Annotated in this window: 9 protein-coding genes and 1 pseudogene; 4 read left to right on the top strand and 6 right to left on the bottom strand. The window is 36.5% G+C overall.

The window, feature by feature from the left end; translation table 11 throughout:
- A partial coding sequence (locus H0V01_06925; GenBank protein MBA2583103.1) for a PKD domain-containing protein occupies positions 1-8,225 on the top strand: 8,225 nt, incomplete at its 5' end.
- A 9-nt stretch (positions 8,226-8,234) separates the two neighbouring features.
- Entirely contained in the window at positions 8,235-9,224 is a 990-nt protein-coding gene (locus H0V01_06920; GenBank protein ID MBA2583102.1) for a PorP/SprF family type IX secretion system membrane protein, read from the top strand.
- Between the two features lie 404 nt (positions 9,225-9,628).
- Here H0V01_06920 and H0V01_06915 read toward each other — a convergent pair whose 3' ends face one another.
- Positions 9,629-10,015 carry a VOC family protein gene (locus H0V01_06915; protein MBA2583101.1) on the bottom strand — a complete coding sequence of 129 codons (387 nt, stop codon included), beginning with the start codon at positions 10,013-10,015 and terminating at the stop codon, positions 9,629-9,631.
- Between the two features lie 176 nt (positions 10,016-10,191).
- Here H0V01_06915 and recJ point away from each other — a divergent pair, with 176 nt between their 5' ends.
- Complete coding sequence (recJ, locus tag H0V01_06910) at positions 10,192-11,919, top strand: single-stranded-DNA-specific exonuclease RecJ (protein ID MBA2583100.1); 1,728 nt, start codon at positions 10,192-10,194, stop codon at positions 11,917-11,919.
- A gap of 224 nt (positions 11,920-12,143) precedes the next feature.
- On the opposite strand, the gene H0V01_06905 is transcribed toward recJ, so the two are convergent.
- From H0V01_06905 to H0V01_06895, 3 genes are all read right to left on the bottom strand, one after another.
- Positions 12,144-13,982, bottom strand: a complete 1,839-nt coding sequence (locus H0V01_06905) for an ABC transporter ATP-binding protein (GenBank protein ID MBA2583099.1) — start codon at positions 13,980-13,982, stop codon at positions 12,144-12,146.
- A 134-nt stretch (positions 13,983-14,116) separates the two neighbouring features.
- A complete protein-coding gene (locus H0V01_06900) occupies positions 14,117-14,638 on the bottom strand; it encodes a hypothetical protein (GenBank protein MBA2583098.1) in 522 nt (173 codons plus the stop codon).
- A 92-nt stretch (positions 14,639-14,730) separates the two neighbouring features.
- Complete coding sequence (locus H0V01_06895) at positions 14,731-15,450, bottom strand: 3'-5' exonuclease (protein MBA2583097.1); 720 nt, start codon at positions 15,448-15,450, stop codon at positions 14,731-14,733.
- Between the two features lie 562 nt (positions 15,451-16,012).
- On the opposite strand from H0V01_06895, the gene H0V01_06890 reads away from it, so the two are divergent.
- A complete protein-coding gene (locus tag H0V01_06890; GenBank protein MBA2583096.1) occupies positions 16,013-16,525 on the top strand; it encodes a carboxypeptidase regulatory-like domain-containing protein in 513 nt (170 codons plus the stop codon).
- 166 nt (positions 16,526-16,691) lie between these two features.
- Here the strand turns inward: H0V01_06890 and H0V01_06885 are convergent.
- Both H0V01_06885 and H0V01_06880 read right to left on the bottom strand, forming a co-directional pair.
- Positions 16,692-17,333, bottom strand: a pseudogene (locus H0V01_06885) (transposase).
- 725 nt (positions 17,334-18,058) lie between these two features.
- A complete protein-coding gene (locus H0V01_06880; GenBank protein MBA2583095.1) occupies positions 18,059-18,463 on the bottom strand; it encodes a hypothetical protein in 405 nt (134 codons plus the stop codon).
- Positions 18,464-18,468 lie beyond the last annotated feature (5 nt).

The following is an 18,468-nucleotide window of genomic DNA, read 5'->3' as shown; positions in this document are numbered from 1 at the left end:
CCGGACCTGTTTGTGTTGGTCAAACTTTAACTTTAACTGCCAGTGGAATAACCGGAGCAACTTATAACTGGACAGGCCCGGGAGGCTATATTGCTTCGGGAGCATCTGTAAGCATTGCAAATGCCCAGGTTACACATTCAGGAACTTATTCTGTAACTGCAACAGTAAATGCATGTACAGGGCCTGCAGCAACAACCCTTGTTACAGTAAATCCTATTCCTTTAGCTCCTGCAGCAAGTTCTAATAGTCCTATTTGTACGGGTCAAACTTTAAATCTTAATGCCAGTGGAACTATAGGAGCAACTTATAATTGGACAGGGCCAGGAGCTTATTCAGCTTCCGGAGATGCAGTTACTATTTCATCTGTAACTTTAGCAAATGCAGGAACATATTCAGTTACTGCAACATTAAACAGTTGTACAGGCCCTGCAGGCACTACAAGTGTTACAATTAACCCCTCTCCAATTGCGCCAACTGCAACAAATACAGGTCCATATTGTGCAGGGCAAACAATTACATTAAATGCCACAGGAGTAACAGGAGCTGTTTATAACTGGACAGGACCAGGAGGATATGCCTCATCAGGAACTTCTGTAAGCATTGCGAATGCTCAAATTACTCATTCAGGAACATATTCTGCCACTGCAACAGTTAATGGATGTACAGGACCCGCAGCAACAACAACTGTTATTGTTAATCCTATCCCTGCAACACCTATAGCGAATAACAATGGTCCTATTTGTGAGGGACAAGGCATCATACTTACTGCAAGCGGTGTTACAGGAACTGTAGTTTATAATTGGACAGGTCCTGGAAGTTTTACTGGTTCAGGGCCATCTGTTTCAATTACTTCAGCTACTTTGGCAAATGCTGGTACTTATTCTGTTACCGCAACAGTTAATGGTTGTACAGGATCTGCCGGAACTACTAATGTTGCTGTAAATCTAACACCTGCAGCACCAAGCGCAACAAGCAATTCGGCAATATGTGCCGGTCAAACTTTGAATCTTTTCGCTTCTTCAATTACAAATGCTTCTTATGTTTGGAGTGGCCCTAACAGTTATGCTTCAACGAATCAAAATCCTTCCATTTCTAATGCCCCATCAACTGCTTCTGGAACCTATTCTGTTGCGGCAACAGTGGGTAGCTGTACAGGACCCGAAGGAATTGTTTCTGTTACTGTTAATCCTATACCTGCAATACCTAACGTTACTTCTAATAGCCCTGTTTGTGAAGGTTCAAGCATAACCTTAACAGCATCAGGAGTTATAGGCGCAGTATATACTTGGACTGGTCCATTGTCTTATTCTTCTACTGGCTCAAGCAAAACCATTTCTAATGCAACCTTGGCTCATGCCGGAACATATACTGTAACAGCTACTGTTAATGGTTGTACTGGATCAGCTGGAAGTGTAAATGTAACTATAAATCCAACTCCGGAGGCGCCTACAGCTAGTGGAGTAACAATATGTGCTGGAAATACCGCCTCTTTATCCGCTTCGAGTACTTCCGGAGGGACAGTTAGATGGTATACAGCACCAACAGGCGGAACTCTACTTGCTACAAGTTCTACATTTACAACACCTGTTTTAAATGTTACAACTACATATTATGTTCAAACTACTGTAAATAGTTGCCCTAGCCCAAGAACTGCTGTTGTGGTAACAGTTAACCCGATTCCATCTGCACCAACTGCATTAGGTAATACAATTTGTGAAGGGAACAACACAACACTAAATGCTACTGCTCCAGGTGGAAACTACGAATGGTACAATGATGCTACTGCAGGTTCTTTATTAGCATCTGCAGCGTCAATTACAACGCCTGTTTTAATAGAAACTACAACGTATTATGTTCAGACTACTGTTAACAGTTGTACAAGTTCAAGAACGGCTGTAACCGTAATTGTTACTCCAACAGATGATCCCTCATTTTCATATGCTTCAGGCACCTATTGTATTACAGCCTCAAATCCAACTCCTAGCATTACAGGTGGGTTTACTGGAACATTTTCAGCAACACCATCTGGATTAGTCTTTAATAGTGTATCAACCGGGGAAATTAACATTGGAGCAAGTGCCCTTGGAACTTATTCCATTATATTTACAACAAATGGCCCTTGTCCTGATTCAGAAAATACAACAGTCACAATTACAAACTCTCCCGATGCAACTTTTAGCTATGCCACACCTTTTTGTCAGTTTGCTAGCAATCCATTACCGAATTTTCAGCCCGGAACAAGCGCTGGTACTTTTAGCGCCACTCCTGCCGGTTTAATTTTTGATAATACTTCAACCGGAGAAATAAATCTTCAGGCTAGTGTACCAGGAACGTATACTATAACAAATTCAATTTCAGCAGGAGGAGGGTGTATTGCCACTTCTTCCACCAATACTGTTACTATTGATCCAGCTGCAACTGTAGATGCAGGTACCACTATAAATATTTGTGCCGGTCAAACAGTCAGTGTTTCAGGAATTATAGGCGGAACTGCAAGTTCTGCAACATGGTCAAATGGCAATGGAGATTATTTGCCTTCAGCATCATCTTTGGCCATGACTTATACTCCAACTGCCGCTGAAATTACTGCAGGTTTCGTAAATCTAATTCTTACCACAAATGATCCCTCAGGTCCATGTAATTCAGCAGTTGATACAATAACTGTTGTTATTAATTCTATTCCCGCAGCTCCTAGCGCTGATGGGATTACCATTTGTCAAGGTCAAACAGCTATATTAACTGCAACAGCTCCTGGAGGTACATATCAATGGTATGATAGTCCTTCTGCTGGCAATTTGCTTTTTTCTGGAAATCCTTTTACAACCCCAGTTCTAACAGTAAACACAAGCTTTTATGTTCAAACAATAATCAATGGATGTGAAGGTCCAAGAACTTCCGTAGAGGTAATTGTTAATCCTACTCCTGCATCTCCAACAGCATTAAATGGATCAATTTGTGAAGGACAAATTTCTACCCTTTCAGCTACTGCACCAGGAGGAATTTACAACTGGTATGATGCTCCTGGTGGAAATAATCTTCAAACGGGAAGTTCATACACTACGCAAGTTTTAAATGCAACAACCAATTTTTATGTTACAAGTACAATCAATGGATGTGAAGGCCCTGCAGCTGAGGTAATAGTCACGGTTTATCCATATCCAGTAGCCCCAACAGTTGCAAATGCGACTATTTGTCAGGGAACAAGTGCTACTTTAATTGCAACAAATCCTGGTGGAATTTATCAATGGTATGATGATGTAACTGGAGGATCCTTGTTGAATACAGGTTCATCCTATACTACTCCTGTGTTAGTTTCATCCATTACTTATTATGTTCAAACTACCATGAATGGTTGCACCAGCACAGGTAGAACAGCAGTTACTGTTACAGTAACACCTCTACCTAATGCTCCTACAGCAACGGGTTTAACTATATGTTATGGCCAAACAGCTTCATTGACAGCAACAGCACCAGGAGGAACTTATCAATGGTATAATTCAGGTGGTTCATTATTAGGTACGGGTAATACTTTTAATTCTCCAGCCCTAACCACTGCAACAACTTACAATGTAAGTACAATTGTCTCCTCTTGTCAAGGTCCTTCAACCGCAGTAACTGTGAATATTACTCCATTGGATGATCCATCCTTTGCATATTCTTCAGCTACTTATTGTGCTACCGGATTTAACCCAACACCATCTGTTACAGGAGGTTTTACTGGTTCATTTTCTGCTTCTCCTGCAGGATTGAGTTTCAATAGCACTGTAACAGGAGAAATTGATTTAGCTAATAGCACATTAGGAACATATACAATTACGTATACAACCAATGGACCTTGCCCTAACACTGCAAACCAAGTTGTTACTATTACCAATGCGCCAGATGCGTCATTTAGTTTTGTGACAGATGTTTGCCAGTTCGGAACTAATATACAGCCGGTTTTTCCCCTTGGTGCAAGTGCAGGTTCATTTAGTGCAAGTCCTTCAGGCCTAAGTTTTGTAAATTCTTCCTCAGGTGAAATAAATTTAGGTACAAGTTCTCCTGGAACATATACCATAACCAATTTTATTGCTGCTGATGGTGGATGTGCACAAGCAAGTGAAGAATTTGTTATTATAGTTCATCCCGCAGCCACGACTTCTGCCGGTAGTGATATTATCATTTGTTCAGGCCAATCTGCAACCCTGAATGGTTCTTTTGGGGGTTCTGCCACTTCCGCTATCTGGACTGGAAATGGGGTCTTTTCACCCTCTAACAGTAATATGAGTGCTACTTATACACCCACTCCTGCAGAGGTAAGTGCGAGTCAAGCAGTAATAATTCTAACAACAGATTCTCCAGGAGGAGTATGTCAATCAGCTGTTGATACAGTGCTTATTCTTATTAATATTGATAATGCTTCTTTTGCTTATTCTTCAGGAACTGTTTGTTTAACCGGAATGTATCCTGTACCAACAACCTTTGGCGGAGTACCAGGAACATTCACTTCATCTCCAGCAGGATTGATTTTTACAAACAATTCAACAGGGGAAGTGGATCTTAGCCAATCATCTTTAGGTACTTATACAATTACATTTACAACAGCAGGACCTTGCCCAAATTCCAGTACTCAATCTTTAACTATTACAAATTCACCTAACGCTTCTTTTAGTTATAATACTCCTTATTGTTCTTGGGATGTAAATCCGCTTCCTGTATATCCAACAGGTGCTTCTGGAGGAGTATATAGTGCCTCTCCATCCGGATTGTCTTTTGTAAGTACTAACACCGGCCAAATTAATTTATCCGCAAGTACACCTGGAACATATACCATTACCAATTTTATTGCTCCTGCAGGTGGATGTGCTCAAGCTCAGGAAACATTCTCTGTTACTATTTTTGAAGAACCATCTGTGATTGCTTCTGCAACTCAAACTCAAATTTGTGAAGGGGATCAAATTCAATTATCCGGAATATTCGGTGGAACTGCTAGTGCTTTAAACTGGAGCGGAGGAACAGGAGATTTTACTCCAAATTCAACAAATCCAACCGTTACTTACACGCCTTCTCTTGCTGATATTATATCTGGTAGTGTTACTATTTATTTAACTTCAGATAATCCTCCAGGACCTTGTGATGTGGCATTAGATTCACTTACAATAACAATAAATCCTGTTCCAACAGCTGATGCTGGTATCCCTCAAACTATTTGTGAAGGAGAAACAGTAAATTTAAGTGGAACAATTGGAGGCTCAGCTACAGGAGGAGAATGGTCATCTCTTGGTGGTACTTATTCCTCCACTTCAGATTTAAATGCTGTTTATACACCTTCAATAGTAGATGTTTCAAATGGCTTTGTAAGTATTACACTTACCACAACAGGACCTTGTCCATCCGCAACAGATAATGTGCTAATCACTATTGATCCATCAGCAACCGTTAGTGCTAATATAAACCAAACAATTTGTGAAGGTTCAAATGCTACCCTTTCAGGATCATTTGGTGGATCTGCAACTTCAGCAGAATGGTCAACTTCTGGTGATGGTACTTTTAATCCTTCTGTAAATGATTTGAATGCTGTTTATTCTCCAGGAATTGGTGATATTTCAGCAGGAACTGTTACAGTTACTTTAACTACCGATGATCCTGCAGGTTCGTGTATCGCAGCTTCAAGTCAAATGACTATTACAATTAATAAGGATGATGCAACATTTAATTTTACATCAGGAACATTTTGCGTTACTGGTTCAAATGCAATTCCCATCGTATCTTCTGGAGCAACCGGTATTTTTTCAGCAAATCCACTAGGAATTGTTTTTGTAAGTACCTCTACAGGTGAAATTGATGTTTTAGCTTCAGCTCTTGATACTTATGTTATAACATTCATAACCAATGGAACTTGCCCTGATACAGCAGAAGCATTAATTACAATAACTGATTCTCCTGATGCTACATTTAGTTATCTGGGTCCTTTTTGTCAGGGAACAGGTTCATTGCTTGCTGACTTTCCAGTTGGATCTAGCCCAGGTGTATTCACTGCGATACCTGTAGGTTTAGAATTTATAAATACATTCAGTGGTGAAATTGATTTAACAACAAGTACACCAGGTGTTTATACTGTTACAAATACAATTTCAGCCTCAGGAGGATGTGCTATGGCCATTCATGATGTTGTTATTGAAATTTTCTCACTTCCATTGGCAAATTCTGGCAATGATATTATTGTTTGTGAAGGAACCACACAGGTCCAATTGAATGGATCGGCAACTGGAAACAGTAGTGGTATTTGGTCTACGCTTGGATCTGGTACCTTTACAGATGAAAGTGTTATGAATACTGAGTATTTCATAAGCCCCCAGGATAACATTGACGGATCTGTTATTTTAATTCTTGAAGCAACTAGTAATTCTGGTTGTGGAACAAGCAATGACACTGTTGTTATTTATATTCAGGAAATTCCTCAATTAAATCCGGGAAATGATACAATAGTTTGTTCAAACAATGCGGTAATTGTTTTGTCAGGAACAATTACTGGAGGAGCAGGTACCGCTGTTTGGTCTGTAATGAATGGTTCAGGATCATTTGATGATGACACAAATATGAATGCTATTTATACCCCGGGAGCATCAGATATTAGCGCAGGTAGCATTTATATAGTGCTTTCAGCAACAAATTCATGCTTACCAGTTTCTGATTCCATTCAGGTAGTATTTTCTCCTTCTCCAGAGGTTTTTGCAGGCGAGAATATTTCAGTTTGCCAGAATGATCAAATTCTACTTAATGGAACTGTTTCTGTTGCAGCAGGGGGCATTTGGTCATCAAGTGGAACAGGAAGCTTTATGCCTGATAATTTAACGCTTACTGGTGAATATATTCCTTCTGTGGCAGATTTATCCGCTGGTTCTGTAACCATTTACCTTGAATCCTTTGACAATGGAAATTGTTTTGCAGAAATAGATTCTTTCCTGGTAACCTTTGGTAATAATCCGGTAGCTGATTTTACCTTTCCAACGATTTGTTCAGGTTCTGAAGTTTCTTTTACTGACGGATCCAGTTTAGATGTTGTAAGTTGGAGTTGGGATTTTGGCGATGGAACATTTGCTTCAGCACAAAACACTAGCAATACTTATTCTCAAGCCGGGAACTATAATGTTATGCTTGTAGTAACGAATAATTCCGGATGTAAGGATACTTTGATTCAAACAGCTTCGGTAAATTCAACACCCAATGCTCTTTTCGGTTTTGTTTTGAATTGTGGAGAATTAGGGATTCAGTTTAATGATATTTCCTCCATCAATTCCGGCAACATTACTTCATGGAATTGGAGTTTTGGTGATAATGGGAACGCAGTAATTCAAAACCCAAGCCATTCTTATGCTACTTATGGGACTTATAATGTCACCCTTGCTATTACATCTGATTCTGGCTGTGTTGCAACAGTAAACGATTCAGTGGCAGTTCAGGAACCGCTTAATTCAGGCTTTACTTTTGTTGCCGGATGTTCTGGTCTTAAAGCTGATTTTTCTGATATTACCCTGGTTGCGGAAAATGATAGTGCAAATTGGGCATGGAGTTTTGGTGATGGGAATACAAGTATTTTGCAAAATCCATCACATACTTATGCAAATGCAGCTACTTATACTGTTTCTCTTATCATTACAACTGCAAATGGGTGTATTGATACCGTTTCCAATAATGTAACAGTTTCCGGCTCTCCTTTGGCAGGATTTGATGTATCTGCTGCCCCTCATTATGTAGGAGAACAAATAGCATTTACAAGTACTTCTACGGGTGCAACTGGATGGATTTGGGATTATGATGATAATAACAATAGTTCAATTACTGAGAATTCCACTTATCAATATGCTTTACCCGGAACATATTCAGTACTTCTTACAGTTTTAAATGCTCAAGGATGTACTGATTCCACAGAAACTATATTAACCCTAATTGAAAAGCCAGTTACCACTGATGGTCCTGTGGCAATTCCCAATGCTTTTACTCCAAATGGTGATGGAAGAAACGATGTACTCTATGTACGTGGAGGACCATTTGTTCAACTTGATTTTAGGGTGTTTAATGAATGGGGAAATATGATTTTCATGACTAACACCCAAAGTACAGGTTGGGATGGAACAATAAATGGAGTCAAGCAACCAGCAGGGGTATATATTTATATCATTGTAGGAAAAACTTCTGATAACCAGGATGTGAAAATGTCTGGAGATGTAACATTATTAAGATAATTTAATATTATGAAGATAAATATATTTTTTACAGCAGCTTTTTTATTGCTTTGTCAAGCAGCAAAATCACAGGATTTTCACCTTTCCCAGTATGATGCCGCTACCTTATATTCCAATCCTGCATTAACAGGAATGTATTTAGGGGATAAAAAAACAGATTACCGTATTTATGGCGATTTTCGTCAACAATGGCGATCACTGGGTAAGCCATTTAATACAGGTTATTTGGCTTATGACAGGGTGCATAAACGATACGGAATCGGTGGTTACATAATTAATAACCGGGCAGGTAATTCTAGTTTCAATAATTTAAATTTCATGCTCTCTGGCGCATATCAAATAATGGATGATCCAACTGAAAAGCATTTTCTTTCTGCAGGATTGCAATTAGGTGTTTTTCAAAAGAGTTTTAATCCTCAGAGTATGTTGTTTGATAATCAATATTCTTCAACTGCTGATGGAGGATTTGATCCAGGATTATCCAGTGGAGAGTATTTTGACAGAACCAGTCTTCTTAAACTTGATGGAAATTTGGGGATCTACTATAAATACCGTGACGAAGAAAAGAAAGTTAAGCCATTTGGTGGATTCTCAATTTATCACTTTACTATGCCTAATGAATCCTTTACTGCCCAGAAGAGCCGCATGCCAATGCGCTTTGTTTTCTCGGCAGGTTCTGATATCACAATTAATAATGAAATTTCAGTAAGCCCTCTTGTTTTATTTATGATGCAGGCAAAAGCAACTGAATTGAATATCGGTGCACTTGCATATTATAAGTTAAAAGATACCGAATATGATATTATTTTTGGCCTTGGATACAGGAATAAGGATGCAATAATAATTCATGCAGGAGTAAAGCAGGGAGCAAATGTGTATAGGATCAGTTATGATATTAATTCTTCCTACCTGGGAGCCTACACAGGAAGAAGGGGTGCATTCGAAATTTCAGCTATTTATTCCGGAGTAATAAGCAGAATTGCAAAAACCAGTATTTAATTATACTCGAAATAAGCCCTGGAGTATTTTTATTAAATAGAAGTTTAGGGTTTGATTGAATTCCAAAGCGTTTTTTCTGCTAACTTAAACTAATTAGGTTAGGAATGCTTAAATAATAGGTAATTAAAAATTTAAAGGGATTACCTATCCGGACAGCTTTTACATCTTTTAGCTGTTTTGTGTTTTTTACAACAATTTTTTTTCTTTTTACATTCAAAAGCGAATGAAAAACAGGCACAGGTTAATTCCTGAGGAGCTTGTAAAGCGGAATATGTATCGATTGTATCCATTGTATATCTAAGGAAAACAAAGATATGTTGTATTTGTTTCATCCGGAATACCTTAAACAGGGTATTTTAGGAAGTAATTTTTACTTCTCTAAATAACCTCTTATTGCTCTTTGCCTACCAAATCCCTGCCTGTAAAATTTCTACCAAATGTAAATCAGGATCCCTGAAATAAAAGGACTTTAAATTGTTTTTCCAACTTTGTTCATGTTCGATTTTTATATGGGATAATTTTATTTTATTCCTGCAATTTTCATATTCATCTACATCTACTTCAAAAGCATAATGTATTTTCCCCTCTGCATAATGTGATGGAAGATTGCTTTGTTCCTTGGTAACTCCTTTTAAAAAACAAAGCAACATTGAGTCTCCTGCTTTAAAAAAAATATGTTTTCCCACTACCTTGCTGTATGTAACAAGGCCTATAATTTGAGTGTAAAATTTTTCAGTGCTTTCCAGATTTTTCACGTAAAGACAGGTTTCTTTTATACGGTTGATTTTCATGTATGGAATTTATTCGTTTATTAATTCTTCTCTACCCTGGTTTCTAATTTAACATCTGTAGCTATATTATTTTTAATAACTACCTGTGTTTTTGTGCCTTATTGATTTGATTCAATTGTTAATATTTATTGTTTAATTTTAGGCATATGCCAATCCGGTTTTATTAATTTTGAAAAATGCAGTTACTTAATAAAATTAGACAAAAAAGATGGCTTGTAAAAGAGCCTGGAAGTCAATTGTCTATTGAAAGAATTTCGAGTGAATTAAATATAGATCCAATATTAGCAAATTTGCTTGTTCAAAGAAAAATCACTGATTTTGAACAAGCAAAATCCTTTTTTCGTCCCTCCCTTGATCATTTACACGACCCCTTTTTAATGAAGGATATGGATAAGGCTGTAAATAGATTGATGCTAGCATTAAAGAGTGGAGAAAAAATATTGGTTTATGGGGATTATGACGTTGATGGAACAACCTCAGTTGCATTGGTGTATTCATTCATTTCATCCTTTTATCCTGCCGTAGATTATTATATACCCGATCGCTATTCCGAAGGTTACGGCATTTCATTTCAAGGAATTGATTATGCCTTTGAAAATAATTTTTCATTGATCATTGCCCTTGATTGCGGAATTAAATCAAATGATAAAGTTGAATATGCAAATACAAAGGGCGTTGATTTTATTATATGTGATCATCATCTTCCCGGTGAAATACTCCCTGATGCATCAGCTGTTTTGGATCCCAAAAGATTAGATTGCAATTATCCTTTTAAAGAGTTATCAGGATGTGGAATAGGTTTTAAATTAGTGCAGGCATATTGTGAAAAAAAGCATATTGCTTTTAGCAATCTAATTCAATACCTGGATTTGACGGCTATAAGCATAGCTTCGGATATTGTACCTATTGTAGGAGAGAACAGGGTTCTGGCACATTTTGGCTTGGAGCAATTAAATAAAAATCCGCGACCAGGTATTTTAGCACTTCTTTTAAAAAACAACATTAATAGAACACTTACAATTACAGATGTGGTTTTTATTATAGGGCCCAGAATAAATGCGGCAGGGAGAATTTCCAGTGGAAAAAAAGCGGTGGAAATGTTAATATCCAAGGAAAAGGAACTTGCTGAGTCTACAGGTTTAATCATTGATGCAAACAATATTAAAAGAAAGGAACTGGATAAAAGCATTACTCAACAGGCATTAGAAATGATTTCAACTGATGAAGATTTGATAAACAGGAAAACCACTGTTTTATACCATCAGGATTGGCATAAAGGTGTAATTGGAATAGTTGCTTCCAGGCTTACAGAAACCTATTACCGGCCTACTATTCTATTGGCTCAGTCAAATGGATTTGCCACAGGTTCTGCACGTTCTGTAAAAGACTTTGATGTTCATAATGCCATAGACAAGTGCAGTGAACTCCTGGAACAATTTGGAGGGCATAAATATGCAGCAGGGCTTACCATAAAGCTGGAAAACATAAAGGCTTTTAGTGAAAAATTTGAAAAGATAGTGGATGAATTAATTGATGAAGAACTGCTGATTCCAAGAATAGAAATTGATGCAAAGCTTGAATTATCAGAAATTTCTGTAAAGTTCATGAGAATTCTAAAACAGTTAGCCCCTTTCGGTCCGGAAAATATGAGTCCTGTGTTTGTTTCACAAGGCGTGGTTTGCAAAGAAAACACAACCAGAATTTTAAAAGATCTTCATTTGAAAATAAATGTTTTTCAACCAAATAATCCTTCTGTAAGTTTCGCTGCAATTGGCTTTAATATGGCTGAACATGAAAATAAAATGAGAAGCGGTGAGCCTTTTGATATTTGCTACTCTATTGAAGAAAATCATTTTATGGGAGAAGTAACACTACAGCTTCATCTAAAAGATCTACGCTATTAATATGACCGGATTCATTAAAAATTTTGGAAAAGTAATCCTAATTTTATTCCCCTTGCTATTTCTTGTTGTTTCCCTTGGAACGGGGAATCTGCGTTATTTTTTATATGCGCTCTCTGCTTCCCTGGCGGCAATTTGTACCATTTTTGTAATTAAATGGATAATAAGAAAATAGTGAAAATGGTTAATTTAAAGAGATGAACTCTTTAAAAAAGAATCTTGTAAAATTACTCCTGAAGAGAAGTTGGCTTACTTTGAGGAATGATAAATCTCAATTTGTTTTTTCTTTCCATTGAAGCTTTAATATCATCAATTTCTCCTTTTGGAATTGCTCCAATAAGTTTTTGAGTATATAAAGTTTGTGGATTTGAATAAATCTGATCAGCATCACCCATTTCCTCAATTTTCCCCTGATTCATCACAACCATACGATCAGACATGTATTTTACAACAGATAAATCGTGGGAAATAAAAATATAGGTAAAATTAAACTCATTTCGTAGCTCATTAAGCAGGTTCAGAACCTGTGCCTGAACAGAAACATCAAGTGCCGAAACGGATTCATCACAGATGATAAATTTAGGATTAAGGGCCAAAGCCCTGGCAATACAAATACGTTGACGTTGTCCACCTGAAAATTCATGTGGATATCGGTAAAAATGATTTGGATTCATGTTTACCCGTTCTAATAATTCTACTACTTTTTCTTTCCTTGCTTTATCATTTGGTAATATACCATGCACTTGCATTGGTTCCATAATTGCCTCCCCAATGGTAATTCTTGGATTTAATGAAGAATAAGGATCCTGGAAAATTATTTGTATGTCTTTTCTAATCTCACGAAGTTCTTTGGTATTCAAATCAACAATGTTACGTCCGTTGAAAATAATTTCACCCTCTGTAGGTTCAACTAATCTTAAAATTGTTCTTCCCAATGTTGTTTTTCCACATCCTGATTCACCCACAAGGCCAAGCGTTTCCCCTGGATAAACATCAAAAGAAACATCATCAACAGCTTTTACAAAATCTTTAGCCTTTCCAAATAATCCCTGGCTTATTGGAAAATAAGTTTTCAGGTTTTTTATTTGAAGGATGGGCTTTTGAGCATATAGTTCCTTGTGTTTATCCTCACGCTGCTGGTCAGTAATAACAAGCTTAGTTATAACTTCATCAATAGTTTGTGCACTTTCAGACATGTTTCCTACTTCATCCACTTTCATGAAATCGGAAACTGTAGGAAGCCATTTCAAGCGTTTATTTAATGGAGGCCGACAAGCCAAAAGGCCTTTTGTATATGGATGTTGGGGGTTTGCAAAAATGTCCAGGACAGAACCTTGCTCTACAATTTTACCTTTGTACATCACCAATACTCTGTCAGCAAGTTCAGCAATTACACCAAGATCATGAGTAATGAATAGCAGGCCCATACCATGTTCCTGCTGTAATTTGCTCATAAGTTCAAGAATTGTCTTTTGTACAGTTACATCTAAAGCGGTAGTTGGTTCATCTGCAATTAAAATTGAAGGTTTACATGACATTGCCATTGCAATCATCACCCTTTGTTTCTGCCCACCGGAAATTTGATGTGGAAAGGTATCGAAAATTATTTCAGGACGAGGAAGTTGAACTTCCTTGAAAAGAGAAATTGTCATTTCTTTTGCCTGCTGTTTACCAATATGCTGATGTAGCATTATGGCTTCCATAACCTGATCTCCACAGGTATAAACAGGGTTCAAAGAGGTCATTGGTTCCTGGAAAATCATGGCTAGTTCATTCCCCCTGAAAGTTCTCATTTCTTTCTCAGAAAGCTTTACAAGATCAACAGGGCCACGAGTTTTAGAATAAAAAATCATTTCACCACCTGTAATGGTTCCCGGAGGATTGGGAATAAGCCGCATTGCCGAAAGTGAAGTTACAGATTTTCCTGAACCAGATTCTCCTACAATGCCTATTGTTTCACCTTTGTGTAATGTAAAACATATATCATTAACAGCCTTAACTGTCTCGTCTTCTGTTCTAAACTCAGTAACTAAGTTTCTTACTTCTAGAAGTGGCTGCTTTTCCATTAATGCGTTAAATTTTTTAAAGGATTGTAAATGTAGCTTATAGGAACATTACAATCAATAAATTATTGCTGTTTTTATGTGTTTTACGACCAATGCAGTTATTCAAATGATTAATGTCGCTCTTAGCGAAACAATCAATAGTCGTAATTGGAAATAATCAATGAAATATATCCGTTTTCTGTACCCCCGCTATTGTTAGACAAGGCTATTTCTATTTTTTTTGATGCAGCTGAACTCGTCTCCCAGATATGAAAACCTTCTTCATTTTTCGGCTCCCCGTATTGGTTGGAATAAAAAGCGCTGAAATTTTTGAATAATTCTTCTGCGCTGGATTTTTTATCAAAAGTTGCATCAAACATGGTTTCATACAATCCGCTGCCATCAAAATAATATGTAATATTGTAATAATCAGTTTTGTTGAGTTCAACATCATAATGCAGGTAATCCGTATCTTCCTCAACAAGATTTCCTGTTTCCTTAGCTTTTACTGCTTCAATGCTTTCTCCAATATTAATGCTTCTGAATGACCCATCTTTACTTAAAATGATTTTTTCAAATGTTTCACCATATTCTGATAAATCAGATGTTTGATTACATGAAGAAATCCCAGCAAATAGTATTACTGAAAATAGCCGGATTATTATCTTTTTATACATGCTTAATAGAATTAATTAATTGGCGAATATAAAGTGAAAATATTGAATCAAAAAACATATTTTTTCTTTGGAATTCAAAATGCTTGCAATAGTTAGCCCTTAACTATTGTAACGTTCTGGCCATCAATAATATTTTCGCCCCTATATTTTAAAATCAATTGCGCTACTGTTAATACATCTTTTTGGCAATAGGCAACAATTCTTTCCAGATTTTTCTGCTCATAGAAAACTTTACAAACATCCTTGCCATTAATATCGTCCTTGGGAGTAGGAATTCCAAAGATTGCTGCAAGAAGGTTTAATGAACTATAGTGTTTGTAATCTCCAAATTTCCACAGTTCCAGGGTGTCAAGATGAGGGATTTCCCAAGGTTTTTTCCCTGCGATAGCTAAAGCGGCTGGTAATTTAAGTCCATTTATTAAGATCCTTCTAGCTATAAAAGGAAAATCAAATTCTTTACCACTGTGTGCACATAAAAGATGTTTTGGTTTGTTGTAATGGCTGTTTAACAATTCGATAAAATCGCTTAACAACTGCTTTTCATCCTCTCCGGAAAAAGATTTCATCCTAAAACGCCAGTTGTTTTCCCTGGTTAAAATTCCTGTTGAAATGCATACAATTTTTCCAAACTCAGCATAAATGCCAGCTCTGTCATAAATATCTTCAGGTGTTGATCCGTCTTTTGAAAGAAAGGAAGCCTTTTGTCCCCATAAAAGTTTTAATTCCTCTGGAAGTATTTGGTAGGTTTCGTATTCAGGAACTGTTTCAATATCAAGAAAAAGAATATTTTCCAAATTCAATTGCTCTAGCATTTTATTGATTTTTTTAATTAATGATGTTACTTAAAGTTATGGTTTTCTTTTTACATTAATTTTTTTTTCTGTTTAGATTTTTTTTGAATTTACAATTTATTAAAAAGCCTTTTTCTGTATAATTTTTGTATGAATGAAAATTGCAATGGTTTACAGATAATAAATAGTTCTGCGACAGTCTTTTTATTCGCTTCACAGAATGGATTGGTGGCCTTTCTTGCCTTATTCATTCAGCAATTTTTCTGCAATTTTCAAATACCGTAGCAGCCCTACGCTTCGTAATTTAATTTTTCCTCAGGCACCAAAAAAATCGAAATCCAACAATACACAAAACAACACATTGCCTTTTGCCTCAACCACACAGACCCAACACTCTTTGGCAAAAGTCAAAGAGCTGTTTTCATCCAGCGCTAGTGCCTGCAATGCTTAGATATGAAAAATGTTTAGACTATTGAGCGAAATTGGCAGTTCATCATATAGATTATAATAAAAGAATTAAAAAACTTAATTTTTTAGGATTCCAAAAAACAGTTCTATCTTCGTCTTTTAAATATTGTATTTTATGCTAAAAAATCAACAATATATCTTTTTTGCTCTGATTGTCTTCCAATTCCTGCTCTCCTGCAAAAAGAAAGACTGCAACAAGGTATTAGAGAAAGGTTCTGTTTATGACGAAACTACGAACAAGCCCATAGCGGATGCCACAGTTATATTAATTGCAAATAAAAGTGGATGTTTTAGCTGTTCTGGAGGATTTGTTACCAAAACAATAAAAACCGATAAGAATGGTCATTTCTTAATGGAGTTTGAAGGTTCCTCCGATTACTACTATACTATGAAGGCAATTAAAGAAAAATATTATGATTCTGTGGAAGGAGGGGCAAGAGATGAATGTTCGCCAGACAAAAGGAAAAAAACACTGCTTTATATTAATCCGGAGGCTTACTTGAAGCTTCATATTAAAAACACACAACCTTTTGATGAGAGTGATAGCTTTTTATTAGGATTTTATACAGATTTATATGGAAATAGTATCGAACGTTTGATCGGAGTATCTATAGATAGTATTATATAAATAAAAACAGTGAATTTTCAACTACTTATCATTTTGAAATATTTTACCCTGCTTTTGACACAACTTATTATGAATTAACCTATTAATTCACCCACTCCGTACGCGCTAAGCTGTCGGGACAGCCTGTGGGAAGGGCTTAGTGTGGAACCTATCCTGTAACTTATAGTTACACTTGCAGCCAACCAAAAATCCTGTCATTTAATTTTATAGGGCTTTGTTCATTTGCACTGCTTAATCTCCATTCATAAGGATAGTTTACAAAACCTGCTTCAACCGGATTATCATGAATATAATCTATTTTCTGCTGGATCATTTTATTGCTATATAAATAAAATGGATGATTATCGTGTTTCCAAAACTGCATAATTTGTTTCTGCGGACTTATTTTTCCATAATGTCTGAACTGATTCAAAAGATATTCTTTTCGGCTTTCCTGTGGATTTTCCATAATTTCATATGTAGATAATTTGTTTTTTAAAGGTCATATGGTATAGCCATGTTATATTCATTAGCGTTTGTGCACTGTTCGGTGCATGGCTATTTCATTTATTAGTTGTTTAGCGGTAAATGCTTTTAAATCCCTCAAAATATTTGATAATTCTTTGTTCTGGGAATAACTTATAAAATGAACATGGCTGGGCATAATGCAATAGCAATAAATTTTCAGGTTCTTATTTTTCTGGCAATATGCTATACTATCTGTTAAAATATCCTGGTACTTTCTTCTTACAAAAATATCCAACCAACCAACAACACTAAAACTGACAAAGTATAAGCCTTCGCTATCTGTTTTATACTTCTCTGACATACATATAACTATTTTAAAATGGGATTTAATACGGCAAAAGAAGTTTGGCATGCTGCAAGCGTAACTAAAAGTTACAGGATAGGTTCCACACGAAGCCCTTCCCACAGGCTGGCCCCACAGCTTAGCCTACGGGGGTTTGGCATGCTGCAAGCGTAACTAAAAGTTACAGGATAGGCTCCACACTAAGCCCTTCCCACAGGCTGGCCCCACAGCTTAGCGTACGGGGGTAGGAGTGCACTGGGAGTTTATTTTGTGGAGCTGCAAACGGACAAGGAAAGATTGATAAAAAAAGTAGTGGTGAGCCGGTAAATGGCAGATGAATTCTATTAAGTTTTTAAGGAAAGGGAATGTGAAAATTCTGTGCCATTTCGTGGAATAACTCCCCTTTTTATCTTCAAAGCCTTTGAAATAGAGCTAAGAAAAATTATTTAACAGCTCTTCTCCCTCTCCCAAAGTGTATAAATTTTTACCTCCTATTTTTCCACGGTTATTGGTTTGGTGCTGTAATCCGCTACTGTATTTACACCAATCATATTAGGAAGGAAAATCACAGAAAAAACAATCCAGGAAAATTAACGGAGATTCAAGAATGGAAATCAGGAAGTTTTCAGATTAGAGACCTTTGATCAAATGGGTTATACTGGAAAAATTGGGAAAAGAGCAGAAAGGATTCTGTTGAAGGAGGAAATTATATTGAAGAAATCTGCAAAATTAATTGCAGCATTTCATTTTATCATTACTCCAGGTTTGTTTATTAAGGGAATGGTAATAAGGTTTTCCTGGGTTACGCTTTCAGCTAAAAATATATATTTTTTATCAAACAATGTTTTGTTTTGATAAAAACTTATCCAGTACTCATTGTTCAGTTTGAAAACATCTTCCATTATAGGTTCAATTTTCATGTATGACATGGGTGCCATTTTATCTAAGAAATGTCTTAATGTGGAGGTAGTTAGTTTTTTTTCATTTACAATTCCATAACCCTTAGAAGTTACAAGCACTCCTTCTATTTCCATGTTTTTTAAATTGAGCATGTAAACATTCCAAATGGTTTGAGCAAGTTCGTTTTCCTCTTTAACAATAGCAATTGCAATATCTTTAACTTCTAATACAGGAATATCTTTTTTCATTTTAT

It is taken from the genome of Bacteroidota bacterium (assembly GCA_013696965.1).
In the GTDB taxonomy this organism is placed as follows: domain Bacteria; phylum Bacteroidota; class Bacteroidia; order JACCXN01; family JACCXN01; genus JACCXN01.
The sequence above is the reverse complement of the archived record's forward strand: the minus strand, read 5'-3'. Positions and strand labels throughout refer to the sequence as shown.